The sequence below is a fragment of the Streptomyces sp. NPDC044002 genome (genome assembly GCF_056434525.1).
Window position 1 is genome coordinate 1 of sequence record NZ_JBWKEZ010000099.1, and the last position, 24,327, is coordinate 24,327.

20 protein-coding genes are annotated in these 24,327 nt (G+C 72.6%); 16 read left to right on the forward strand and 4 right to left on the reverse strand.

Annotated features, from left to right (window positions below; translation table 11 throughout):
- Positions 1–221: 221 nt before the first annotated feature.
- The 4 genes from AC07A6_RS38660 to AC07A6_RS38675 form a co-directional block, all read right to left on the reverse strand.
- Entirely contained in the window at positions 222–2,639 is a 2,418-nt protein-coding gene (locus tag AC07A6_RS38660) for a transglutaminase TgpA family protein (protein WP_478780242.1), read from the reverse strand.
- Complete coding sequence (locus AC07A6_RS38665; protein WP_362468428.1) at positions 2,636–3,991, reverse strand: DUF58 domain-containing protein; 1,356 nt, start codon at positions 3,989–3,991, stop codon at positions 2,636–2,638. The genes AC07A6_RS38660 and AC07A6_RS38665 overlap by 4 nt, the downstream gene beginning before the upstream one ends.
- Complete coding sequence (locus tag AC07A6_RS38670; protein WP_007263619.1) at positions 3,991–5,001, reverse strand: AAA family ATPase; 1,011 nt, start codon at positions 4,999–5,001, stop codon at positions 3,991–3,993. The genes AC07A6_RS38665 and AC07A6_RS38670 overlap by 1 nt, the downstream gene beginning before the upstream one ends.
- A gap of 137 nt (positions 5,002–5,138) precedes the next feature.
- Positions 5,139–5,690 (reverse strand): beta-class carbonic anhydrase, encoded by a 552-nt coding sequence (locus AC07A6_RS38675; RefSeq protein WP_478780243.1) that lies wholly within the window; start codon positions 5,688–5,690, stop codon positions 5,139–5,141.
- 311 nt (positions 5,691–6,001) lie between these two features.
- On the opposite strand from AC07A6_RS38675, the gene rsmH reads away from it, so the two are divergent.
- The 16 genes from rsmH to AC07A6_RS38755 all read left to right on the forward strand — a co-directional run bounded on the left by rsmH (position 6,002) and on the right by AC07A6_RS38755 (position 24,089).
- The gene (gene rsmH / locus AC07A6_RS38680; protein ID WP_007263617.1) at positions 6,002–6,961 is read left to right on the forward strand and encodes a 16S rRNA (cytosine(1402)-N(4))-methyltransferase RsmH; all 960 of its coding nucleotides are present in this window, start codon (positions 6,002–6,004) and stop codon (positions 6,959–6,961) included.
- On the forward strand, positions 6,958–7,458 hold the full coding sequence (ftsL, locus tag AC07A6_RS38685; protein WP_478780244.1) for a cell division protein FtsL: 501 nt from the start codon (positions 6,958–6,960) through the stop codon (positions 7,456–7,458). Before rsmH ends, ftsL begins: the two co-directional genes overlap by 4 nt.
- Positions 7,459–7,677: 219 nt before the next feature.
- A complete protein-coding gene (locus AC07A6_RS38690; protein WP_478780245.1) occupies positions 7,678–9,639 on the forward strand; it encodes a peptidoglycan D,D-transpeptidase FtsI family protein in 1,962 nt (653 codons plus the stop codon).
- A 37-nt stretch (positions 9,640–9,676) separates the two neighbouring features.
- The gene (locus tag AC07A6_RS38695; RefSeq protein WP_478780246.1) at positions 9,677–11,371 is read left to right on the forward strand and encodes a UDP-N-acetylmuramoyl-L-alanyl-D-glutamate--2,6-diaminopimelate ligase; all 1,695 of its coding nucleotides are present in this window, start codon (positions 9,677–9,679) and stop codon (positions 11,369–11,371) included.
- Positions 11,368–12,792 carry a UDP-N-acetylmuramoyl-tripeptide--D-alanyl-D-alanine ligase gene (locus AC07A6_RS38700; RefSeq protein ID WP_386273784.1) on the forward strand — a complete coding sequence of 475 codons (1,425 nt, stop codon included), beginning with the start codon at positions 11,368–11,370 and terminating at the stop codon, positions 12,790–12,792. Before AC07A6_RS38695 ends, AC07A6_RS38700 begins: the two co-directional genes overlap by 4 nt.
- The gene (mraY, locus tag AC07A6_RS38705; protein ID WP_362468443.1) at positions 12,789–13,859 is read left to right on the forward strand and encodes a phospho-N-acetylmuramoyl-pentapeptide-transferase; all 1,071 of its coding nucleotides are present in this window, start codon (positions 12,789–12,791) and stop codon (positions 13,857–13,859) included. Before AC07A6_RS38700 ends, mraY begins: the two co-directional genes overlap by 4 nt.
- On the forward strand, positions 13,841–15,286 hold the full coding sequence (gene murD, locus AC07A6_RS38710) for a UDP-N-acetylmuramoyl-L-alanine--D-glutamate ligase (protein WP_478780247.1): 1,446 nt from the start codon (positions 13,841–13,843) through the stop codon (positions 15,284–15,286). Before mraY ends, murD begins: the two co-directional genes overlap by 19 nt.
- Positions 15,287–15,355: 69 nt before the next feature.
- The gene (gene ftsW / locus AC07A6_RS38715; RefSeq protein ID WP_125816847.1) at positions 15,356–16,717 is read left to right on the forward strand and encodes a putative lipid II flippase FtsW; all 1,362 of its coding nucleotides are present in this window, start codon (positions 15,356–15,358) and stop codon (positions 16,715–16,717) included.
- A gap of 6 nt (positions 16,718–16,723) precedes the next feature.
- Entirely contained in the window at positions 16,724–17,815 is a 1,092-nt protein-coding gene (gene murG, locus AC07A6_RS38720) for an undecaprenyldiphospho-muramoylpentapeptide beta-N-acetylglucosaminyltransferase (RefSeq protein WP_362468448.1), read from the forward strand.
- Positions 17,816–17,838: 23 nt separating this feature from the next.
- On the forward strand, positions 17,839–18,696 hold the full coding sequence (locus tag AC07A6_RS38725; protein WP_478780248.1) for a cell division protein FtsQ/DivIB: 858 nt from the start codon (positions 17,839–17,841) through the stop codon (positions 18,694–18,696).
- 280 nt (positions 18,697–18,976) lie between these two features.
- Positions 18,977–20,179, forward strand: coding sequence for a cell division protein FtsZ (ftsZ, locus tag AC07A6_RS38730; protein ID WP_267035330.1), 1,203 nt, complete (start codon positions 18,977–18,979; stop codon positions 20,177–20,179).
- Positions 20,176–20,907, forward strand: a complete 732-nt coding sequence (pgeF, locus tag AC07A6_RS38735; RefSeq protein WP_362468450.1) for a peptidoglycan editing factor PgeF — start codon at positions 20,176–20,178, stop codon at positions 20,905–20,907. The genes ftsZ and pgeF overlap by 4 nt, the downstream gene beginning before the upstream one ends.
- Before the next feature lie 3 nt (positions 20,908–20,910).
- Positions 20,911–21,630, forward strand: a complete 720-nt coding sequence (locus AC07A6_RS38740; protein ID WP_362468452.1) for a YggS family pyridoxal phosphate-dependent enzyme — start codon at positions 20,911–20,913, stop codon at positions 21,628–21,630.
- 169 nt (positions 21,631–21,799) lie between these two features.
- Complete coding sequence (locus AC07A6_RS38745; RefSeq protein WP_007263604.1) at positions 21,800–22,417, forward strand: cell division protein SepF; 618 nt, start codon at positions 21,800–21,802, stop codon at positions 22,415–22,417.
- Between the two features lie 60 nt (positions 22,418–22,477).
- Entirely contained in the window at positions 22,478–22,774 is a 297-nt protein-coding gene (locus tag AC07A6_RS38750) for a YggT family protein (protein WP_030155988.1), read from the forward strand.
- 82 nt (positions 22,775–22,856) lie between these two features.
- On the forward strand, positions 22,857–24,089 hold the full coding sequence (locus AC07A6_RS38755; RefSeq protein WP_478780249.1) for a DivIVA domain-containing protein: 1,233 nt from the start codon (positions 22,857–22,859) through the stop codon (positions 24,087–24,089).
- Positions 24,090–24,327: the final 238 nt, after the last annotated feature.

Genomic DNA, 24,327 nt, shown 5'->3' on the forward strand with positions numbered 1-24,327 from the left:
CTCCGCTCACCCCCCCCCTCCCCCTCCCCCCCCCCCCCCCCCCCCCCCCCCCCCCCCCACCCCCCCCCCCCCCACCCCCCCCCCCCCCCCTCCTCCCCCCCCCCCCCCGGGCGCGGTAGCGCCGTGTATTGAGCCGCGCCCGGCGACTGAGGGCGAGAACGGTTGAAGGGCGGGTAGGGGACGGCCCCGCGCAGCGGCGGCCCCCCCACCGACCGGCCAGGTCAGCCGCGGCCCCGGAGGGGTAGGCGGACGCGCGCCGTGAGGGACGACAGGCGGGACGAGACCGCGGCGGCGCGGAGCGAGAACGCGGCGGTGGCGCGAGCCCCCGAGCGCGGGAACAGCAGCGCGCGCAGCCGGGCCCGGCGGCCCACGGCGGCCAGCAGGGCCGCACCGGCCGCCCGGACGTCGGCGGCCAGCTCCGGGTACGAGACGTCCGCGCCGGGCGGGGCGTACAGCGCCCGCTCCACCGCGCCCGCGACCCGGTGCACCGCCTGCGCGGGCTCACCGTCCAGCTTGCCCAGGACCACGACCCGGCCCGCGGCCCGGCGCGGCGACAGCGCCTCGTCGGGCGGGATGCCCACGTCCCAGGCGCTGTCGCCGAGCTCCCGCCAGGCGGCCAGCACGTCCCGGCCGGCCAGCCGCCGCTCGCGGACCCGGCGGCGCCACAGCAGCGGCAGCAGCAGGAGCGCCAGGGCCACCAGAGCGGCACCGGTCCAGCCGAGGACCGCGCCCAGCGGGAAGCCGCCGGCGCCCCCGCCGGTGTTCTGCTGGGCGGCGGGCACCCCGCACTCGCCGAGCTTCTTCAGCTCGGGCGGGCACGCCTCGGCCTGCGAGGGCATGGGCGCCGGGGCCGACGCGGACTGCGAGGGCAGCGCGGAGGGCGCGGACGGCTGCGGGGCCGGGGCCTCGGGGCGGCTGTAGTCCGGCAGCGAGATGCCCGAGCGGGGCGTCGGCTCGAACCGGGTCCAGCCCACGCCCTCGAAGTACAGCTCCGGCCAGGCGTGGGCGTCGCGCATCGAGACGTTCACGCTGCCGTCGGCCTGCTTCTCGCCCGGGGTGAAACCGACCGCGACCCGCGCCGGGATGCCCAGAGAACGGGACATCGCCGCCATCGAGAAGGCGAAGTGGACGCAGAAGCCCTCCTTGTCCGCCAGGAAGCGGGCGATGGCCTGCGAGCCCGTCCCCGACGACACCTTGGTGTCGTAGCGGAAGCCGCCGTTCACCGCGAAGAAGTCCTGGAGCCGGACGGCCCGCGTGTAGTCGTCCTGCGCGCCCTGGGTGACCTTCCGCGCCGTCTCCGCCACCACCGGCGGCAGGTTGTCCGGCAGCTTCGTGTACTCCTCCCGCACCAGCGGGTTCGGCGCCGGCGCGGCCTGGAGCTGCGCGGCCGTGGGCCGCAGCAGCAGGCTGCGTACGGTGTACTGCGCGCCCTGCACGTTCTGGAAGCGGTCCTTGCCCAGCTGGTCGCCGACCAGGGTCCGGCCCGCGGGCTCGTACCGCCACTTGCCGGCGATGTCGATCTGCGTGGCCGGGTACGGCATCGGCAGGTAGCGCTGGGCGTACGTCTCGGCGGCCGAGACGGAGGTCCGCACCTCGGTCGCGCCCTCGCGCACCCGGTCGCCGAGCCCCGTCGGGTTCGGCAGCCGCTCGGGCACGTCGGTCAGCGGGCGGCCGGAGGCCTCCCACTTGACGCCGTTGAACTCGTCCAGCGCCAGGATCCGCAGGTACTGCTCGCCGAGCTGGGGGCTGTCCGTGCGGTACTTCAGCACCACGCGGTTGTCCTGCGCGTTCAGGCTGCTCTGCAGCGAGACCAGCGGGTTCACCGCCGAGATGGTGCCGCCGCCCCGGCCCGGGGCGCCCGTCTCGTCGGCCTGGCCGCCCAGCAGCCCGCCGCCGAGCGACGGCAGCACGGCCGGCACCGCCACGGCCACGCCCAGCGCGACCACGCCGATCCGGCGCCCGAAGCGCACGGGTGCCACGGCCCGGCCGCCGCCCGCGCCGCCCCCGTACCCGGAGGCCGCCGACACCCGGGAGCTCGGGGCGCCGCCGAAGACCCGGCCCCACTGGGCCAGCCGGTCGCGGCCCTCCGACAGCAGCAGCATCAGGTAGCCGGCGCCGGCCAGCAGGAAGGCGAACCAGGAGCCGCCCTGGCCGGTGGAGAGCCCGGCGGCCACCGAGTACAGCGCCAGCAGCGGCAGCCCGGCCGCCGCGGCGGTCCGCAGCGTCACCGCGAGCACGTCCACCAGCAGCCCGATCGCCAGCACCCCGGCCAGCAGCAGCAGCCGGATGCCGTCGGTCAGCGGGGCCGGTATGGCGAACTCGCCCACGTCCCGCACACCCTGCTGGAACAGCGCCCCGAAGTCGGTGACCAGGAAGGACAGCGGCCCGCTCCCGGTGGACTCGCCCTTGCCCGCGAAGAGGAACGCGAGCAGCAGCAGCGACACCAGCAGCTGTGCCGCCACGGTCAGCGACCGGGCCAGCGGCACCCGCCGCCCGCCCGCGCCGACCGCGGCCTGTACGCCGAGCAGCGCGGCGGCCTGGAGCAGCCAGCCGGAGGACTCCACCAGCGGGGCCAGCGACCAGGAGGTCAGCAGCGTCGCCAGCATTCCGAAGAGCGTCACCCGCGTGCGCCCGCTCATCCCCGGCCTCCGGAGGTCTCGGGGCCGAGGGGAGCGTTCCCGGCCTGCCGCCACAGTTCCGCGAAGGCGGCGCCGGGCGGTACGGCCACTGCCGTCCAGCCCGCGTCGCGCAGCCTGCGCAGCCGCTCCTCCGCCCGCGAGGGCGCTCCGGTCCAGGTCGCGGAGTCCAGTACGAACGCCACCGCGGCCGCGCTGCGCTGCCGCATCCGGGCCGCCATCTCGGTCTGCTCCTCGTCCAGGTCGCCGAAGAAGGCGATGAGCAGGCCGTCGCCGCCGGAGGAGGCCAGGCCCGCTCCGCCGCTGCGGACCGCTTCGTAGGCGCGGCCCAGCCCGCTCCCGTCGGAGTGGCCGACGACCGCGAGGGTGTCCATCATCAGCCCGGCCGCCTCGGCGGATTCCGTCCCGCCGGAGGAGAAGCCGCCGCCCTCGCCGGGCACCGAGTCGCCGGTGTCGGTCAGCAGCCGTACCGAGAACCCCTGCTCCAGGACGTGCAGCAGGGTGGAGGCGGCGGCGGAGACGGCCCACTCGAAGGCGGAGTCGGGGCCGGCGCCCTCGTACGCGAGGTCGCGGGTGTCCAGCAGGACGGTGGCCTTGGTGCGCTGGGGCTGCTCCTCGCGGCGCACCATCAGCTCGCCGTAGCGGGCGGTGGAGCGCCAGTGGACCCGGCGCAGGTCGTCGCCGCGCCGGTAGGTGCGCGGGATCACGTCGTCGTCGCCGGCCAGGGCGAGCGAGCGGCGGCTGCCGTCGCCGTAGCCGCCGGCCTCGCCGGTCATCCGGACGGCGGGCAGGGGCTGGGTGCGCGGGACGACGGTGAGGGTGTCGTAGGCGGTGAAGGAGCGGGTCAGCTCGACCAGCCCGAAGGGGTCGGTCAGGCGCAGCTGGAGGGGGCCGAGGGGGTAGCGGCCGCGCAGGTCGGAGCGGACCCGGTACGAGACCTCGCGGCGGCCGCCGGACTCGACCCGGTCCAGTACGAAGCGGGGCCGCGGGCCGAGGACGTAGGGCACCCGGTCCTGGAGCATCAGCAGTCCGGTGGGGACCCGGGAGACGTTCTCCAGCCGCAGCTGCACCCGGGCCTCCCCGCCGGCGGGCACCCGCGGCGGGGTCAGGCGGCGGGTCGCGGTGACCCGGTGGCGGGTGCGGTGCAGGGCGAGGACGCAGATCAGGGGGAGCACGACGAGCAGCAGCCCGACCCGCAGCAGCTGGCCCTGGCCCAGTACGTACGCGCAGACGGCTGCGGCGGCGCCGGCGGCCAGGAACGAGCGGCCCCGGGTGGTCAGCCCGGCCAGCGAGGCGCGCAGCCCGCCGGGGTCCCTGACCTGCCCGCCGGCGCCGTGCGGGGCACCGGCCGGCATCAGAAGCTCCGGGCGGCCGCGCCGGGCGGCATCTCGCCGCGGTGGTGCGCGGCGGGGACGGGGGTGCGCTGGAGGATGTCGTGGACGACCTGCTCGGCGGTGCGCCGGTTCAGCTGCGCCTGCGCGGTGGGCAGCAGCCGGTGCGCGAGGACGGGGGCGGCCAGCTGCTGGACGTCGTCGGGCAGGACGTAGTCCCGGCCGGACAGGGCCGCGGAGGCCTTGACGGCGCGCAGCAGGTGCAGGGTCGCGCGGGGCGAGGCGCCGAGGCGCAGCTCCGGGTGGCTGCGGGTGGCCGAGACCAGGTCGACCACGTAGCGGCGTACGGGCGCGGCGACGTACACCTCGCGGACGGCTTCGATCAGCTTGACCACGTCGTGGGCGTGCGCGACGGCGGTGAGGTCGTCGAGCGGGGAGGGCCCGCCGTGCACGTCGAGCATCTGGAGCTCGGCCTCGGGGCTGGGGTAGCCGACGGAGACGCGGGCCATGAAGCGGTCGCGCTGGGCCTCGGGGAGGGGGTAGGTGCCCTCCATCTCGACCGGGTTCTGGGTGGCGACGACCATGAACGGGCTGGGCAGGGCGTAGGTGGTGCCGTCGATGGTGACCTGGCGCTCCTCCATCGACTCCAGCAGCGCGGACTGGGTCTTGGGGGAGGCGCGGTTGATCTCGTCGCCGATGACGATCTGCGCGAAGATCGCGCCGGGCTTGAACTCGAACTCGCGGCGCTGCTGGTCGTAGATGCTGACGCCGGTGATGTCCGAGGGCAGCAGGTCCGGCGTGAACTGGATGCGCTGGACCGAGCAGTCGATGGACTTGGCGAGCGTCTTGGCCAGCATCGTCTTGCCGACGCCGGGGACGTCCTCGATCAGGAGGTGCCCCTCGGCCAGCAGCACGGTCAGTGCGAGCCGTACGACCTCGGGCTTGCCCTCGATCACGCTTTCGACCGACCGGCGGACCCGCTCGGCCGTGCTGGTCAGATCAGCGAGGCTCGCTCGGTCGTCGTACGTGGTCACCTGGTTCTCCTCGGCCCTTTCTCCGGGCCGGCGCCGTTGGCGCATGAACCGGCCCACCCCGAAACACGGACACCGTCCCGGAGGGGTTCCGGGCGACGTCTCCCCGCATTCTTGACGGCGTCCGCCGGGTCTGTCACTCAGGTGGCCGGATCGATCTCGCGCAGGAGCCCGGTGTGCACGTCGAAGACGAAGCCTCGCACATCGTCCTTGTGGAGCAGGAACGGGTTCGTCCGGACCCGCTGCATGGACTGGCGGACGTCCTGGTCGACGTCGCGGAAGGACTCCACGGCCCAGGCGGGGCGCTGGCCGACCTCGTCCTCCAGCTCGTGCCGGAAGTCCTCGGTCAGGCTTTCGAGGCCGCAGCCGGTGTGGTGGATGAGTATGACCGAGCGGGTGCCGAGGGCCCGCTGGCTGATGGTGAGCGAGCGGATGGTGTCGTCGGTGACGACGCCGCCGGCGTTGCGGATGGTGTGGCAGTCGCCGAGCTCCAGGCCCAGGGCCTTGTGCAGGTCGAGGCGGGCGTCCATGCAGGCCACGACGGCCACGTGCAGGACGGGGCGGGCGTCCATGCCGGGGTCGGTGAACTCGGCGGCGTAGCGCTGGTTGGCTGCCACCAGCCGGTCGGTGACGGTTTCGCCGCTCGATGCCTGGGGCGTGGGGCGGGCGGGCAGGGATGCGGAAGTCGTCATGGTTATGACGTTAGTGGTCACAGCTCGGAGTGGCATTGAGTGAGGGTGGACAAAGAAGGTCAACGAGCCTTGTTGTGAGCTAACCCACAGGAGTGAGACGGGGGCCGCTGTTCGGGTGATTCGCGGCTTTTGGGCTTTGTCCCGGGGAAGGGCGCACCGGGCGCGGGGCGGTTCGTTGACCGCGGCGACCGTTGCACTAAAGTGACGCGAACCGGCCGGAGCCCGGCCCTCACCGGCCGCCCGGCCCCCTGGTAACACTCCGCGTGCGCGGCGCGGCGTATGCCTGCCGCGCCGTTATCTGAGAGGGCGCTTTGACTAGCGAGTCCCGACATGTCCCGGTGATGCTCCAGCGGTGCCTGGACCTGTTGGCCCCGGCGCTGGAGAGGCCGGGGGCCGTCGTCGTCGACTGCACCCTCGGCCTCGGCGGCCACAGCGAGGCCCTGCTGACCCGGTTCCCCGAGGCACGACTGATCGGCCTCGACCGCGACAAGGAGGCCCTGAGGCTCTCCGGGGAGCGGCTCGCGCCCTTCGGCGACCGGGCCACGCTCGTCCACGCGATCTACGCCGACCTCGCCGAGGTGCTCGACAACCTGGGGCTCCCGGCCGTCCAGGGCATCCTCTTCGACCTCGGCGTCTCCTCCATGCAGCTCGACGAGGCCGACCGCGGGTTCGCGTACGCCCAGGACGCGCCGCTGGACATGCGCATGGACCAGACGACCGGCGTCAGCGCCGCCGAGGTCCTCAACACCTACGCCCCCGGCGAGCTGGTGCGGATCCTGCGCCAGTACGGCGAGGAGAAGCAGGCCAAGCGGATCGTGTCCGCGATCGTGCGGGAACGGGAGAAGGAGCCCTTCTCCAACAGCGCGCGCCTCGTGGAGCTGATCCGCGACGCCCTGCCGCAGGCGGCCAAGCGCACCGGCGGCAACCCGGCCAAGCGGACCTTCCAGGCCCTGCGCATCGAGGTCAACGGAGAGCTCTCCGGGCTGGAGCGGGCCATTCCGGCGGCGGTCGACCGGATCGCCGTCGGCGGCCGGATCGCGGTGCTCTCGTACCACTCCCTGGAGGACCGTCTCGTGAAGCAGGTCTTCGCCGCCGGCGCCACCTCCACGGCCCCGCCGGGGCTGCCGGTCGTCCCGGAGAAGTACCAGCCGAAGCTGAAGCTGCTGACGCGCGGCGCGGAGCTGCCGACCGAGGAGGAGATCGCCGAGAACCGGCGGGCCGCCCCGGCCCGGTTCCGGGGCGTCGAGCGCATCCGCGAGGCGCGGCTGTGACCAAGGCCCGCGCGGGCGGCGCCGCCCGGCCGAGGCCGCAGGGCGGGGGCGGCGCGGCGCGGATGCCGTTCGTCCTGCTGGTGGTGGCGCTGCTCGCGGGCGGGCTGATCAGCCTGCTGCTGCTGAACTCGGCGCTGAACGAGGGCTCCTTCCAGCTGAGCCGGCTGAAGAAGGAGACCACCGCGCTGACGGACGAGCAGCAGGCGCTCCAGCGGGACGTGGACGCGTACTCGGCGCCGGACGCGCTCCAGCGGCGGGCGCGCGAGCTGGGCCTGGTGCCCGGGGGCAGCCCCGTCTTCCTCGGCCCGGACGGCAAGACCGCGGGCACCCCGGCACCGGCGGAGGCCCCCGCGCCGCCGCCTGCTCCGCCCGCCCCGCCGAGTGCCGCCCCGGGCTCGCCCGCCCCCTCGGCCCCGGCCGCCGCCCCGGGCCAGAACCCGGCCCAGGCCCCGGCCCCCAGCGGGACCCCGCAGCCCACCCCTACGCCAGGCAGGTGACGTCGTGACGCGGACCCCTGCGGGGCAACTCCCCGCCCCGCCCTTCCACCGTTCCCCGGGCGCCGCCCGGACCCGCGCCTCAATCGCCGGCGGGGCTGGTCGGCCGGGCGCCGCCCGGACCCGGGGCCCGGTCGGCGGTGTGTTCCCGGCCCCGCCGGAGCTTGAGGCCCGGGGCCCGGGGCGGAGCCCCAGGGGTGTGACGCCCCCGGCTCCCGCGGCGTGCGGCGGGGTGCCGCGGTGAGCCCCAAGGCGGCCGTGCCGCGGGCCAGGGTCAACGCCCGGCCAGGGCCACCGCACACCATTCGGCTCGGGAACCCGAAGCCCCGGCTGCGCCTCGTCGGCGTCGGGCTCACCCTCGTCATGCTCGCCTTCGTCGTCCGGCTCCTCCAGGTGCAGGCCGTCGACGCCTCCGCGTACTCCGCCAAGGCCACCGAGAACCGCTTCGCCAGCCACACCCTGGCCGCCGAGCGCGGGGAGATCACCGACCGCAAGGGCGTGGCCCTGGCCACCAGCGTCGACGCGTACGACATCACCGCCGACCCGAAGATGTTCACCCCGCAGGAGAGCAAGGCCCCCGACGCCCCCCAGCAGGCCGCGGCCCTCCTCGCGCCCATCCTCGGAGCGGACCCCGCGGAGCTCGCCAAGCGCCTCCAGACCAAGAACAGCCGCTACGTGATCCTGGCCCGCCGCCAGACCCCCCAGGTCTGGAACCAGATCAAGGACCTCAAGAAGCTCTTCGCCGACAAGGCGGCCGCCGACAAGAAGAAGAACGGCCCCGGCGCCAACGTCATCGCCGGCGTCTTCAACGAGGTCAGCAGCAAGCGCGTGTACCCGAACGGCGACCTCGCCGCCGGGATACTGGGTTACGTCAACGCCGACGGCAAGGGCGGCGGCGGCCTGGAGTCCGCCCTCGACAAGAAGCTCGCCGGCAAGGACGGCGAACTGACCTACGCCCAGTCCGGCGGCCGCCGCGTCCCCACCGCGGGATCCAGCGAGAAGCCCGCCGTGCCCGGCGACGACATCGAGCTGACCATCGACCGCGACATCCAGTGGGCCGCGCAGAGCGCCATCGCCGAACAGGTCGAGAAGTCCGGCGCCGACCGCGGCTACGTCATCGTCCAGGACACCCGCACCGGCGAGGTGCTGGCCATGGCCAACGCCCCCGGCTTCGACCCCAACGACCTGACCCGGGCCCGCTCCGCAGCGATGGGCAACGCCGCGCTCCAGGACGTGTACGAGCCCGGCTCCACCGCCAAGGTCATGTCGATGGCCGCCGTCCTGGAGGAGAAGAAGGCCCGCCCCGACACCCGCGTCGAGGTCCCCAACCGGCTCCACCGCGGCGACCGGCTCTTCAAGGACGACGTCGACCACCCGACCTGGTACCTGACCCTCAACGGGGTCCTCGCCAAGTCCTCCAACATCGGCACCATCCTGGCCACCGGCCAGCTCGGCGCCACCCAGTCCGAGGCGAACCGGGTCCTCTACTCCTACCTGGACAAGTTCGGCATCGGACGCCCCACCGGCCTGAACTACCCCGGCGAGTCCCGGGGCATCCTCGCCAAGCCCGAGGCCTGGTCCACCTCCCAGCAGTACACGATCCCCTTCGGCCAGGGCCTGTCCCTCAACGCCATGCAGGCCGCCTCCGTGTACTCCACCATCGCCAACGGCGGCGTCCGCATCACCCCGACCCTGGTCCGCGGCACCAAGGGCCCCGACGGCCGCTTCACCCCGGCCCCGGCCCCCGAACAGTCCAGGGTGATCAGCGCCGAAACCGCCAAGACCCTCTCCGAGATGCTCGAATCCGTCGTCGACGACCAGGAGGGCACCGGCACCAAGGCGAAGATCCCCGGCTACCGGGTCGGCGGAAAGACCGGCACCTCCAACCGGGTGGATCCGGCCACCGGCCGCTACAAGGGCTACACCGCCTCCTTCGCCGGATTCGCCCCCGCCGACAACCCCCGCATCACCGTCTACTGCGCCATCCAGAACCCCACCAAGGGCAGCTACTTCGGCGGCCAGATCTGCGGCCCGATCTACAAGACGGTCATGGAGTTCGCCCTCAAGACCCTCCAGGTCGCACCCACCGGAACGGCCCCCGCCGGCTTGCCCGTGACCTACGAGGCGGCCCCGCCGCCACCCGCCCCGAGCAGCGCCCCGACCGGTCCCCAGCCCGGGCCGTGAACCGACCGTCCAGCCACCAGAGCGCGAGGCACGACCAGTGACAACGATCACCCCGGAACCGGGGAACCAGACGGCCGCCGGCGCCGAAGCGGGGCCCTCGCTTCGCGAGCGGCCCGCCGCGCCCGGTACGCTCACCGCCGTGCCCCACGCTGATCAGCCCAGAACCGCCCAGAAAGACGCCCCGGCAGCGCCGCCGGGAGCGCCCCGGCCCGTGTCCGCCCGCCCGACCCCCCTGGGCGAGCTGGCCACCCTGCTGGGTCTGCCCGAGTCCGGCGCCGCTCAGATCACCGGCATCACGCACGACTCCCGTGCGGTACGCCCCGGCGACCTGTACGCGGCCCTGCCCGGCGCCCGGCTGCACGGTGCGGACTTCGCCGCCCAGGCGGCCGCCCTCGGCGCCGCCGCCGTGCTGACCGACCCGGAGGGTGCCGAGCGCGCCGCCGCGACCGGCCTGCCGGTCCTGGCCGTCGCCGACCCGCGCGGCCGGATGGGCGAGCTCGCCGCCGAGATCTACGGCCGGCCAGGTGAGGCCCTGCTCCAGCTCGGCATCACCGGCACCTCCGGGAAGACCACCACCGCGTACCTCGTCGAAGGCGGACTGCGCGCGGCGGGACGCACCACCGGACTCGTCGGCACCGTCGAGATGCGCATCGGCGACGAGCGCATCAAGTCCGAGCGGACCACCCCCGAGGCCACCGACCTCCAGGCCCTGTTCGCCGTCATGCGCGAACGCGGCGTCGAGGCCGTCGCCATGGAGGTCTCCAGCCACGCCCTGGTCCTGGGCCGGGTCGACGGCTGCGTCTTCGACGTCGCCGTCTTCAACAACCTGAGCCCGGAACACATGGAGTTCCACACCGGCATGGAGGACTACTTCCAGGCCAAGGCGCAGCTCTTCACCGAGCGCCGGGCCCGCCTCGGCGTCGTCAACCTCGACGACGAGTACGGCCGCCGCCTCGCCAAGGAGTCGCCGATCCCGGTCGTCACCTTCTCCGCCGCCGGCGACCCGGCCGCCGACTGGCGCGCCGAGGACGTGGTCAGCGGCCACATGGACTCCACCCTGACCCTGGTCGGGCCCGAAGGACAGCGCGTACGGGCCAAGGCCCCGCTGCCCGGCCCGTTCAACGTCGCCAACACCGTCGCCGCGATCGTCACGCTCGCCGCCGCCGGCCTCGACCCGCAGACCGCCGCCGACGGCGTCGCCGCGGTCCCCGGGGTCCCCGGCCGCCTGGAGCGCGTCGACGCGGGACAGCCGTACCTGGCCGTCGTCGACTACGCCCACAAGACGGACGCCGTCGAGTCGGTGCTGCGCGCCCTGCGCGAGGTCACCACCGGCAAGCTGCACATCGTCCTCGGCTGCGGCGGCGACCGCGACACCACCAAGCGCGCCCCGATGGGCGCCGCCGCGGCCCGCTTCGCCGACACCGCCGTCCTGACCTCCGACAACCCGCGCTCCGAGGACCCCCTGAAGATCCTCGCCGCGATGTTCGAGGGCGCCGTCTCCGTCCCCGCCGAGGAGCGCGCCGCCGTCCTCGTCGACGCCGACCGGGCCGCGGCCATCGCCGCCGCCGTCGCGCGCGCCGAGGCCGGCGACACCGTCCTCGTCGCCGGCAAGGGCCACGAGCAGGGCCAGGACACCGCCGGCGTCGTACGCCCCTTCGACGACCGCGCCGTGCTCCGCGCGGCCATCGAGAACCAGCAGCTCAGCGCCCGACAGGCCGAGGTGGACCAGTGATCGCCCTTACCCTCGCCGAGATCGCCGACATCACCGGCGGGCGGCCCCACGACATACCGGATCCGTCGGTGCGGATCGGCGGACCCGTCGTCATCGACTCCCGCCAGGTGGAGCCCGGCAGCCTCTTCGCCGCCTTCGAGGGCGAGCACGTCGACGGCCACGACTACGCCGAGCGCGCCGTCGCCGCCGGCGCCGCCGCCGTCCTCGCCGCCCGGCCCGTCGGCGTACCGGCGATCGTGGTGCCCGACGTGGAGAAGGCGCTCGGCGCCCTCGCCCGCACCGTCGTCGAACGTCTCGGCACCGACGTGGTCGCCCTGACCGGCTCCGCCGGCAAGACCTCCACCAAGGACCTCATCGCCCAGGTGCTCCAGCACCACGCGCCCACGGTGTGGACGCCCGGCTCCCTCAACAACGAGATCGGCCTGCCGCTCACCGCGCTGAAGGCCACCGCGGAAACCCGCCACCTGGTCCTGGAGATGGGCGCCCGCGGCATCGGCCACATCGCCTACCTGACCGGCCTGACCCCGCCGCGCATCGGCCTCGTCCTGAACGTCGGCACCGCCCACATCGGCGAGTTCGGCGGCCGCGAGGCCATCGCCCAGGCCAAGGGAGAGCTGGTCGAGGCGCTGCCGTCCGAGGCCGAGGGCGGCGTCGCCGTACTCAACGCCGACGACCTGCTCGTGCGCGCCATGTCCGCCCGCACGAAGGCCCGTACGGTCCTCTTCGGCGAGGCCGAGGACGCCGACGTACGCGCCACCGAGGTCCGGATGACGCCCGCGGGACAGGCCTCCTTCACACTCCACACACCGACCGGGTGCAGCGATGTGACCTTGCGGCTGTACGGTGAGCACCACGTGTCGAACGCGCTCGCCGCGGCCGCCGTCGCCCATGTCCTGGGCATGCCGGCCGAGGAGATCGCCACAGCGCTCTCCGGAGCGGGCACGCTGTCCCGGTGGCGGATGGAGGTCACCGAGCGCGAGGACGGCGTGACGATCGTCAACGACGCCTACAACGCGAACCCGGAGTCCATGCGGGCCGCCCTGCGCGCACTCGTCGCGATGGGGGAGGCCGGCAAGGCGGACGGGGGACGTACGTGGGCGGTGCTCGGCCCCATGGCCGAGCTCGGCGACGCATCGCTGGCCGAACACGACGCGGTGGGGCGGCTTGCCGTCCGGCTCAACGTGAGCAGGCTCGTGGCAGTCGGGGGCAGGGAAGCGTCCTGGCTGCAACTGGGCGCATATAACGAGGGTTCGTGGGGTGAGGAGTCGGTGCTCGTGTCCGACGCGCAGGCGGCGGTCGACCTGTTGCGCAGTGAACTGCGCCCGGGGGACGTCGTGCTGGTGAAGGCTTCCAGGTCGGTCGGCCTGGAGCGGGTCGCGCTGGCGTTGCTGGAGCGCGAGGGCGGGGTCGCCGACCGATGAGGCAGATCCTGTTCGCCGGTGTCATCGGCATGTTCCTGACCGTGATCGGCACGCCGCTGCTGATCAAGCTGCTGGCCCGGAAGGGCTACGGCCAGTTCATCCGCGACGACGGCCCCCGCGGCCACGCCGGGAAGAAGGGCACGCCCACCATGGGCGGTATCTCCTTCATCCTGGCGACGCTCATCGCGTACGCCCTGACGAAGGTCATCACCGGCGAGTCGCCGTCCTTCTCGGGCTTGCTGGTCCTGTTCCTGATGGCGGGAATGGGCCTCGTCGGCTACCTCGACGACTACATCAAGATCGTCAAGCGGCGTTCGCTCGGTCTGCGGGCCAAGGCCAAGATGGCCGGCCAGCTGATCGTCGGCATCGCCTTCGCGGTGCTCGCCCTCCAGTTCAAGGACTCCCGCGGACTGACCCCGGCCTCCGACAAGCTGTCGTTCGTCACGGACTTCGGCTGGTCGATCGGCCCGGTGCTGTTCGTGGTCTGGGCCCTGTTCATGATCCTGGCCATGTCCAACGGCGTGAACCTGACCGACGGCCTGGACGGCCTCGCGACGGGTGCCGCCGTGATGGTCTTCGGCGCCTACACCTTCATCGGCGTCTGGCAGTTCCAGGAGTCCTGCGCCAACGCGGTCGACCTCACCAACCCGAACGCCTGCTTCGAGGTGCGCGACCCGCTGGACCTCGCGGTCGTCGCCTCCGCCCTCATGGGCGCCTGCTTCGGCTTCCTGTGGTGGAACACCTCGCCCGCCAAGATCTTCATGGGCGACACCGGTTCGCTCGCGCTGGGCGGTGCCCTCGCGGGCCTGGCCATCTGCTCCCGCACGGAGTTCCTGATGGCCCTCCTCGGCGGCCTCTTCGTGCTCATCACGATGTCGGTCGTCATCCAGGTCGGCTCCTTCAAGCTGACCGGGAAGCGCGTCTTCCGGATGGCCCCGCTCCAGCACCACTTCGAACTCAAGGGCTGGTCCGAAGTCCTCGTCGTGGTCCGCTTCTGGATCATCCAGGGCATGTGCGTGATCGTCGGTCTCGGTCTCTTCTACGCGGGATGGGCAGCAGACAAGTGACCTCCTGGCAGGACAGGAACATCACCGTCGCCGGTCTCGGCGTGAGCGGCATCAGCGCCGCCCGCGCCCTGGCCGGCCTCGGCGCCGTCGTGACGGTCGTCGACGGCGGCGACAGCGAGGGCCACCGGGCCCGGGCCGCGGAGCTGGAGGCGGAGGCCAAGGGCGTCTCCGTACGCCTCGGCGACGCCGAGACCCTCCCCGAGGGCACCGAGCTGGTCGTGACCTCGCCGGGCTGGAAGCCCGACAGCCCGCTCTTCCTGGCTGCCGCCAAGGCCGGCGTGGACGTCGTCGGCGACGTCGAGATCGCCTGGCAGCTGCGCGGCGAGGGGGCGGCCCCCTGGCTCGCCATCACCGGCACCAACGGCAAGACCACCACCACCCAGATGCTGGCCTCGATCCTGAGGGCGGCCGGTCTGAAGACCGCCGCCGTCGGCAACATCGGCACCCCCATCATCGACGTGGTGACCGGCGACGAGCAGTACGACGTGCTCGCCGTCGAGCTCTCCAGCTACCAGCTGCACTGGGCCCCCTCGGTGCGCGCCCACTCCGCGGCCGTGCTCAACCTGGCCCCGGACCACCTCGACTGGCACGGCTCCATGGAGGCGTACGCCGCCGACAAGGGCCGCATCTACGAGGGCAACACCATCGCCTGCGTCTACAACGTCGCCGACCCGGCCACCGAGCGCCTGGTCGAGGAGGCCGACGTCGAGGAGGGCTGCCGGGCGATCGGCTTCACCCTCGGCGCCCCCGGCCCCTCCATGCTCGGCGTGGTCGACGGGATCCTCGTGGACCGGGCGTTCGTGCAGAACCGGCAGAAGAACGCCCAGGAGCTGGCGCACGTCGACGACGTCAACCCGCCGGCCCCGCACAACATCGCCAACGCCCTCGCGGCGGCGGCCCTGGCCCGCGCCTTCGGCGTCGAGCCGCGCGCGGTCCGGGACGGGCTGCGGGACTTCCGCCCCGACGCGCACCGCGTAGCGTTCGTGGACGAGGTCGACGGGGTCCGCTACGTCGACGACTCCAAGGCCACCAACACGCACGCCGCGGAGGCCTCCCTGGCGGCCTTCGAACCGGTCGTCTGGATCGCCGGGGGCCTCGCCAAGGGCGCGACCTTCGACGAGCTCGTCCAGAAGTCCGCGAAGCGGCTGCGCGGGGTCGTGCTGATGGGTGCCGACCGGGCGCTGATCGCCGAGGCGCTGGCGCGACACGCGCCCGAGGTCCCGGTGACCGACCTCGAACGGACCGACACTGGGGCGATGCTCGCAGCGGTCCGGGAAGCGGCCCGGCTCGCGGAGCCCGGGGACACGGTCCTGCTGGCGCCCGCGTGTGCGTCGATGGACATGTTCGCGAACTACAACAAGCGTGGGGACGCGTTCGCCGACGCGGTGCGCGAACTGGCCTCCGGGAGTGCCGCGGACACGGCCTAGGCCGAGGCGCCGTCACAGGTTCCCTCCGGCCGGCTGCTCGCCCCGCACGAGTGGAGGGGAAGATCACAGATGCCGGCCAAGCAGATGCTGCCGGGGCGGCGGCCCGCCGCCGTCAAGGCGCAGGGCCGCAAACGCCCGGCGGGCGGGGCCAAACGGCCCGCCGGGCGCGGGCCGCTGTCCGGGCTGCGGCGTACGCAGCGGCAGTTGAGCAAGGCCTGGGACCGCCCACTCACGGCGTACTACCTGATTTTCGGCAGCTCGCTGCTCATCACCGTGCTCGGGCTGGTGATGGTCTACTCGGCCTCCATGATCAAGGCGCTCCAGCTGGGCCTGGGTGACGCCTACTTCTTCAAGAAGCAGTTCCTGGCCGCCCTGATCGGCGGCGTCCTGCTCTTCGCCGCCTCCCGGATGCCGGTCAAGCTGCACCGGGCGCTGTCCTACCCGGTGCTCGCCGGCACCCTGTTCCTGATGGTCCTGGTCCAGGTCCCCGGGATAGGGGTCTCTATCAACGGCAACCAGAACTGGATCTCCCTCGGCGGCCCGTTCATGCTCCAGCCCAGCGAGTTCGGCAAGCTCGCGCTGATCCTGTGGGGCGCCGACCTGCTGGCCCGCAAGGGCGACAAGGGGCTGCTGACCCAGTGGAAGCACCTGCTGGTGCCGCTGGTCCCGGTGGCCTTCCTGCTGCTCGGGCTGATCATGCTCGGCGGGGACATGGGCACCGCGATGATCCTCGGGGCCGTCCTGTTCGGCCTGCTGTGGCTGGCCGGGGCGCCGACGAGGCTGTTCGTGGGCGTGCTCGCCTTCGCGGGTGTGATCGTCGCACTGCTCATCAAGACCAGCCCGCACCGCATGGACCGGCTCGCCTGCCTGGGGGCGACGGAACCGGGCAAGAACGACCTCTGCTGGCAGGCCGTCCACGGGATCTACGCCCTCGCGTCCGGCGGATGGTTCGGTTCCGGTCTCGGGGCGAGTGTGGAAAAATGGGGCCAACTGCCGGAAGCCCACACCGACTTCATCTTTGCCATCACCGGTGAGGAACTGGGCCTGGCAGGGACGCTGTCGGTGCTCGCCCTGTTCGCGGCTCTAGGCTATGCGGGTATCCGCGTGGCCGGACGCACGGAGGACTCCTTCGTACGGTATGCCGCGGGAGGCGTGACCACCTGGATCACGGCCCAGGCCGTGATCAACATCGGTGCGGTGCTCGGCCTGCTGCCGATCGCCGGGGTCCCCCTCCCGCTGTTCTCCTACGGAGGGTCGGCCCTGCTGCCGACCATGTTCGCGGTCGGACTGCTCATCGCGTTCGCGCGGGAGGAACCGGCGGCGCGGGCGGCGCTCGCGATGCGACAGCCGAGAGCCGGCTGGAAGCGGAGCGGGCCGATATGGAAGTCGATGAGACGGCGCGTCAAGAGGCGTCCGTCCGGAGAGCGGTGAATTTCGGTGCATGTCGTACTCGCCGGCGGGGGGACCGCCGGCCACATCGAGCCGGCGCTGGCCCTCGCGGACGCACTGCGCAGGCAGGACCCGACCGTGGGCATCACCGCCCTCGGAACGGAACGGGGCCTGGAGACCCGCCTGGTACCGGAGCGCGGCTACGAGCTGGGCCTCATCCCCGCCGTGCCGCTGCCCCGCAAGCCCACCCCGGAGCTGATCACCGTCCCCGGACGGCTGCGCGGCACCATCAAGGCCGCCGAGGAGATCCTCGTACGCACCAAGGCCGACGTGGTCGTCGGCTTCGGCGGCTACGTGGCCCTGCCCGGCTACCTCGCCGCCAAGCGCCTCGGGGTGCCGATCATCGTCCACGAGGCCAACGCCCGCCCCGGACTGGCCAACAAGATCGGCTCCCGCTACGCGCACGCCGTCGCCGTCTCCACCCCCGACAGCAAACTGCGCGGCGCCCGCTACGTGGGCATCCCGCTGCGCCGCTCCATCTCCACCCTCGACCGGGCCGCCGTCCGCCCCGAGGCCCGCGCCGCCTTCGGCCTGGACCCCAACCTGCCGACGCTGCTGGTCTCCGGCGGCTCCCAGGGTGCCCGCCGCCTCAACGAGGTGATCCAGCAGGCCGCGCCGACCCTCCAGCGCTCCGGGATCCAGATCCTGCACGCGGTCGGCCCGAAGAACGAACTGCCGCGTGTCGACAACATGCCCGGGATGCCGCCGTATGTGCCGGTACCGTACGTGGACCGGATGGATCTCGCGTACGCCGCCGCCGACATGATGCTGTGCCGTGCGGGTGCGATGACCGTCGCCGAACTCTCCGCCGTCGGACTGCCGGCCGCCTACGTACCGCTGCCCATCGGCAACGGCGAACAGCGGCTCAACGCCCAGCCGGTGGTCAAGGCCGGCGGCGGCCTGCTCGTGGACGACGCGGAGCTGACGCCCGACTGGGTGCTCGGCCAGGTCCTCCCGGTGCTGTCCGATCCGCACCGCCTGTACGAGATGTCCCGCGCCGCCGCCGAGTTCGGCCGCCGGGACGCCGACGACCTGCTCGTCGCTCTCGTGTACGAGGCGATTGCGGCTGCACGCAGGTAACCGCTGACCCAGGAGGCACAGGAGTGGCCGGAGCGACGACGGCACAGCGCGGCCCTTCCGGCCGGGGAGGCAAGGGCAGCAAGGGCACGGACGCCGCCAAAGCACCCAAAGCCCCCAAGCGGCCCAAGTCGTCGAAACCGCCCGGGAGATCCGGCCCGCGGGGACCCGGTCGCGCACTGCCGCGCCGGGTCCGCGTACTGGCCTCCCTCGCCGCCGCCGTGCTCCTCGCCGCGGGCGTCACCTGGGCGCTCTACGGCTCCTCCTGGCTCCGCGTCGAGAAGGTCACGGCCTCCGGCACCGAGGTGCTGACCCCCGAACAGGTCCTCGGAGCCGCGGCCGTGCCCGTCGGCGCGCCCCTGGTCAGCGTCGACACCGACGAGATCGCGGGCCGGGTGCGTGCCCGGCTGCCCCGCATCGATTCGGTCGACGTGGTGCGGTCCTGGCCGCACGGGATCACCCTGAAGGTGACGGAACGCAAACCGGTCCTGCTCATCAAGAAGGACGGACAGTTCGTCGAAGTGGACTCTTCCGGTGTGCGATTCGACACGGTTCGGCAAGCACCCGCGCACGTTCCGGTCCTCGAACTGGCGGCGGAGGGCTCCCCGAGCGCCCGCCGCTTCGACGGCGAGCGGCTGCTGCGTGAGGCCGTCGGCATCGCCGGAAGCCTCCCTGAGGCCGTTTCCAAGGAGACGCTGCAGGTCACGGTCCGGTCGTACGATTCGGTCGTACTGCAACTCACCAGGGGCCGCACGGTCGTCTGGGGGAGTGGTGAACTGGGTGAGGCCAAAGGCCGGGCGCTGACGGCCCTGCTGAAGGCCTCGCCCAAGGCCGACCACTTCGACGTGAGCGTCCCCACGGCACCTGCCGTGTCCGGGAGTTGACGTCAGGTCGAACACCGACGCACCCTGGTTGGCCACCGATACGGGTGATCACATAGGGTGAAAAGAAAAACGGGAGGTTCGGCGTGTTCGTTGAACACGCGCTACTTGTCGACTTAGTGTCCTGTTCGGAAGAGTCCAGGGAACAGACACACCCCTAACCCTAAACTTAAGGGTGAGGGTTCGGGTCGGCGCGTACGGACCGTCCCACTTTTCGGCATCAGTCGTCGCTACGCAGGCCCGCGAGGCGGCGACACGTAACTCGAGGCGAGAGGCCTTCGACGTGGCAGCACCGCAGAACTACCTCGCAGTCATCAAGGTCATCGGTGTCGGCGGCGGTGGTGTCAATGCCATCAACCGAATGATCGAGGTCGGTCTCAAGGGCGTCGAGTTCATCGCCATCAACACCGACGCCCAGGCGCTGTTGATGAGCGACGCCGACGTCAAGCTCGACGTCGGCCGTGAACTCACCCGAGGCCTCGGCGCCGGAGCCAACCCGGCCGTCGGGCGCAAGGCGGCAGAGGACCACCGCGAGGAGATCGAGGAGGTCCTCAAGGGGGCCGATATGGTCTTCGTCACCGCCGGCGAGGGCGGCGGCACCGGCACCGGCGGCGCGCCCGTCGTCGCCAACATCGCGCGCTCCCTCGGCGCCCTGACGATCGGTGTGGTCACCCGCCCGTTCACCTTCGAGGGCCGGCGCCGCGCGAACCAGGCGGAGGACGGCATCGCCGAGCTCCGCGAAGAGGTCGACACCCTCATCGTCATCCCCAACGACCGGCTGCTGTCCATCTCGGACCGCCAGGTCAGCGTGCTCGACGCCTTCAAGTCGGCCGACCAGGTCCTGCTCTCCGGCGTCCAGGGCATCACCGACCTCATCACCACCCCCGGCCTGATCAACCTGGACTTCGCCGACGTCAAGTCCGTGATGTCCGAGGCCGGCTCGGCCCTGATGGGCATCGGCTCGGCCCGCGGCGACGACCGCGCGGTGGCCGCCGCCGAGATGGCCATCTCCTCGCCGCTGCTGGAGGCGTCCATCGACGGCGCCCGCGGCGTGCTGCTCTCCATCTCCGGCGGCTCGGACCTCGGTCTCTTCGAGATCAACGAGGCCGCGCAGCTGGTCAGCGAGGCCGCGCACCCCGAGGCGAACATCATCTTCGGCGCCGTCATCGACGACGCGCTGGGCGACGAGGTCCGCGTCACCGTCATCGCGGCCGGCTTCGACGGCGGACAGCCCCCGGCCCGCCGGGACAACGTCATCGGCGCCGCGTCCACCAAGCGCGAGGAGCCGGCCCCCGCGCCGGTCCGCGCGCCCGAGCCGGTCCGCCCGGCCTTCGGCGGACTCGGCACGGTCACCCCCCGCGAGGAGCCCCCGGCGCCGGTGGAGATCCCGGTCGAGGCCGTGGCCCCCGCACCGCAGGTCCCGACGGCCCGGCCCTACCAGGACAGCCCGGCCGAAGAGCTGGATGTACCGGACTTCTTGAAGTGACACTGGGGCAGCACAGCGAGAACGGCGCCCACTTCGCCTTCACCGACCGGTGGGGCGGGGTGAGCGCCGTTCCGTACGAGGAGCTCAATCTCGGCGGCGCGGTCGGAGACGACCCGGCCGCCGTTCGCGCGAACCGGAAGATCGCGGCCGAGGGCCTGGGCATCGACCCGGACCTGGTGGTCTGGATGAACCAGGTGCACGGCCGGGACGTGGCGGTGGTCGACGGCCCCTGGGCCGCGGGCGCCGGCATCCCCTCCGTGGACGCGGTGGTGACCGCCCGCCGGGGGCTCGCCCTCGCGGTGCTCACCGCCGACTGCACGCCGGTCCTGCTGGCCGACCCCGTCGCCGGGGTCGCCGGTGCCGCCCACGCCGGGCGGCCCGGGCTGGTCGCGGGGGTGGTGCCCGCCGCCGTCGAGGCGATGACCGCCCTCGGCGCCGACCCCGCGCGCATCGTCGCCCGAACCGGCCCGGCCGTCTGCGGCCGCTGCTACGAGGTGCCGGCCGAGATGCGGGAGGCGGTCGCCGAGGTGGTGCCGGCCGCGTGGGCCGAGACCAGCTGGGGGACACCGGCCGTCGACGTGGTCGCCGGGGTGCACGCGCAGCTGGCGGAGGCGGGGGTGGCGCAGGCGCACCGCTCCCCGGTCTGCACACTGGAGTCGCGGGACCACTTCTCGTACCGCCGCGACCGGGTGACCGGGCGGCTTGCCGGATATGTCTGGTTGGACTGACGAATGACGGATCGTAAGGCCGAGCTCGCGGAGAACCTCGCGCGGGTGGAGGAGCGCATCGCGTCCGCCTGCGCGGCGGCCGGGCGCGAGCGGGGGGAGGTGACCCTGATCGTGGTCACCAAGACCTACCCGGCGAGCGACGTACGCCTGCTGGCGGACCTGGGTGTCCGTCATGTAGCGGAAAACCGGGACCAGGACGCCGCCCCCAAGGCGGCCGCCTGTGCGGATCTGCCGCTGAGCTGGCACTTCGTGGGCCAGTTGCAGACGAACAAAGTCCGTTCCGTGGCGGGATACGCACAGGTCGTGCAGTCGGTCGACCGGCCGAAGCTCGTCACCGCGCTGTCGGCGGCCGCGGAGGCGCAGGGGCGCGAGCTCGGCTGCCTCGTGCAGATCGCGCTCGACGCCGAAACGGGCGAGCGCGGGGCCCGCGGCGGCGCCGCACCGGACCTGATGGCGGAGTTGGCGGACCTCGTCGCGGCCGCGCCGGGTCTGCGGATCGACGGTCTCATGACCGTCGCCCCCCTGGCGGGTCCCTACGCGGGGCGCGAACAGGCCGCCTTCGAGCGGATGATGGAATTGTCATCCAGCCTGCGCGAGGCCCATCCGGCTGCCACGATGGTGTCGGCCGGGATGAGCGCCGACCTGGAGCAGGCCGTGCTGGCGGGTGCGACACATGTACGCGTCGGCACTGCGGTACTCGGCGCGAGACCCCGGCTCGGGTAACGTCGCGAAGAAAGTCGGACCACAGCAGAAAATATGGTCATTTCCGCAGATGAGCGGACAGACCACGTGGATCGCGGGCAGTTGGTGACTTTGGTGACACAGCTACTTTGCTGACGGACACTCGACACCTGCGACAGGGCGATCCACCACAGAGCGGAGGACTCGGAGAATGGCCGGCGCGATGCGCAAGATGGCGGTCTACCTCGGCCTCGTGGAGGACGACCGGTACGACAACCCGGGGTACGACCCCGATGACGAGTTCGAGCCCGAACCGGAACCGGAACGGGCCCGAGACCGGGATCGTAGGCAGCAGCCGGTGCACCAAACGCCCGTAACGGACGAACCGGTACGAGCTGTACAGCCGCCGGCTCCGCGCGAACCCCTCCCAATTCCGTCAGAAAACGGACGTCCCGCGCGAATTGCCCCCGTGGCATCCATCACACCTGACCGCACCAACCTGGAGAAGAACGCCCCCGTGATCATGCCCAAGGTCGTCTCCGAGCGGGAGCCGTACCGCATCACGACGCTGCACCCCCGGACCTACAACGAGGCCCGTACCATCGGGGAACACTTCCGTGAGGGCACTCCGGTGATCATGAATCTCACGGAGATGGACGACACGGATGCGAAGCGTCTCGTGGACTTCGCCGCCGGTCTCGTCTTCGGTCTGCACGGCAGTATTGAACGCGTGACACAGAAGGTGTTCCTGCTGTCTCCTGCTAACGTCGATGTCACGGCGGAGGACAAGGCCCGCATCGCGGAGGGCGGGTTCTTCAACCAAAGCTAGACCGATCCGTCAGAAACGGGACCGGGAACAGAGCGGAAGCAGGGGAGAGGGAAGCACGGGATGGGCGTCGCACTGCAGGTGGTCTACATCGCGCTGATGTGCTTCCTCATCGTGTTGATCTTCCGACTGGTCATGGACTACGTGTTCCAGTTCGCACGTTCATGGACACCCGGCAAGGCGATGGTGGTCGTTCTGGAGGCCACCTACACTGTCACCGATCCACCGCTCAAGCTTCTTCGGCGCTTCATCCCGCCGTTGCGTCTCGGGGGCGTGGCACTCGACCTGTCCTTCTTCGTTCTGATGATCATCGTTTACATCCTCATCAGCTTCGTGAGCACCGCTGCGAGAAGCGTGTGAACGATGAGCTCCCCCGCAGGTGCGGGGACAGTCCCGATACGGTCCTGCCGACTGCCGACGACTACGTAGAGGTGAAGAAGACATGCCGCTGACTCCCGAGGACGTGCGGAACAAGCAGTTCACGACCGTCCGCCTGCGAGAAGGCTATGACGAGGACGAGGTCGACGCCTTCCTCGACGAGGTCGAGTCCGAGCTGACCCGTCTGCTGCGCGAGAACGAGGACCTGCGCGCCAAGCTGGCCGCTGCCACGCGTGCCGCCGCGCAGAACCAGCAGCAGCAGAACATGCGCAAGCCGGAACCCCAGGACCAGCGCCCGGGCGCCCCCGTGCCGGCGGCCATATCCGGCCCGCCGCAGCAGCAGCAGCAGCCGCAGATGGGCCCGCCGCAGCTTCCGGGCGGCCAGCCGCAGCTGCCGCCGGGCCCCGGCGGGAACGGACCGCAGGGTCCGGGCCCGATGGGCGGCCCCATGCAGCAGCAGTCCATGGGCGGCCAGCACCCGATGGCGCCGCAGCAGCAGATGGGCCAGCAGCCCATGCCGCAGCAGATGCAGCAGCAGTCGATGGGCGGCCAGAACCAGCTCGGCCAGCAGATCCAGCCGATGGGCCAGCAGATGCAGCCGATGGGGCAGCCGATGCAGCCCATGGGCCAGCAGATGCAGCCCATGCAGCAGATGCAGCAGCCGCAGCTCCCGCAGCAGGGCCCCGGTGGCGACAGCGCCGCCCGCGTCCTGTCGCTCGCGCAGCAGACCGCCGACCAGGCGATCGCGGAGGCCCGCTCCGAGGCCAACAAGATCGTCGGCGAGGCGCGCAGCCGCGCCGAGGGCCTGGAGCGGGACGCCCGCGCCAAGGCCGACGCGCTGGAGCGGGACGCCCAGGAGAAGCACCGCGTCGCGATGGGCTCCCTGGAGTCCGCCCGCGCCACGCTGGAGCGCAAGGTCGAGGACCTGCGGGGCTTCGAGCGCGAGTACCGTACGCGTCTGAAGTCCTACCTGGAGTCGCAGCTGCGCCAGCTGGAGACCCAGGCCGACGACTCCCTCGCGCCGCCGCGCACCCCGGCCGGCCCGGCCCTGCCGCCGTCGCCGTCCCCGTCGATGGCTCCGGCCGGTGCCATGGGCATGGGTGGCCCGTCCCCGATGGGCGGCCCGTCGCCGATGGGCGGTCCCTCCCCGATGGCCGGCGGCCCGTCCTACGGCGGCCAGCAGCAGATGTCCCCGGCGATGACGCAGCCGATGGCTCCGGTGCGGCCGGCTGCGCCGCAGCCGATGCAGGCGCCGTCTCCCATGCGGGGCTTCCTGATCGACGAGGACGACAACTGACGTAGCCGTCGGCAGTCACCACGGGCCGGGCCCGGTTCCCCTGCGGGGGCACCGGCCCCGGCCCGTTTTTGGTGCCCGGGGCGGGTCGGGTGCCGTGCCGCTGCGCGGGGCGGGGTCCCCTACCCGCCCTTCGCCCGTTCCCCGGGGCTCCGCCCCGGACCCCTTCCTGGGGGCTCCGCCCCCAGACTCCCGCGCCTCAAACGCCGGCGGGGCTGGATTTCGCGCAGCGAAATTCCAG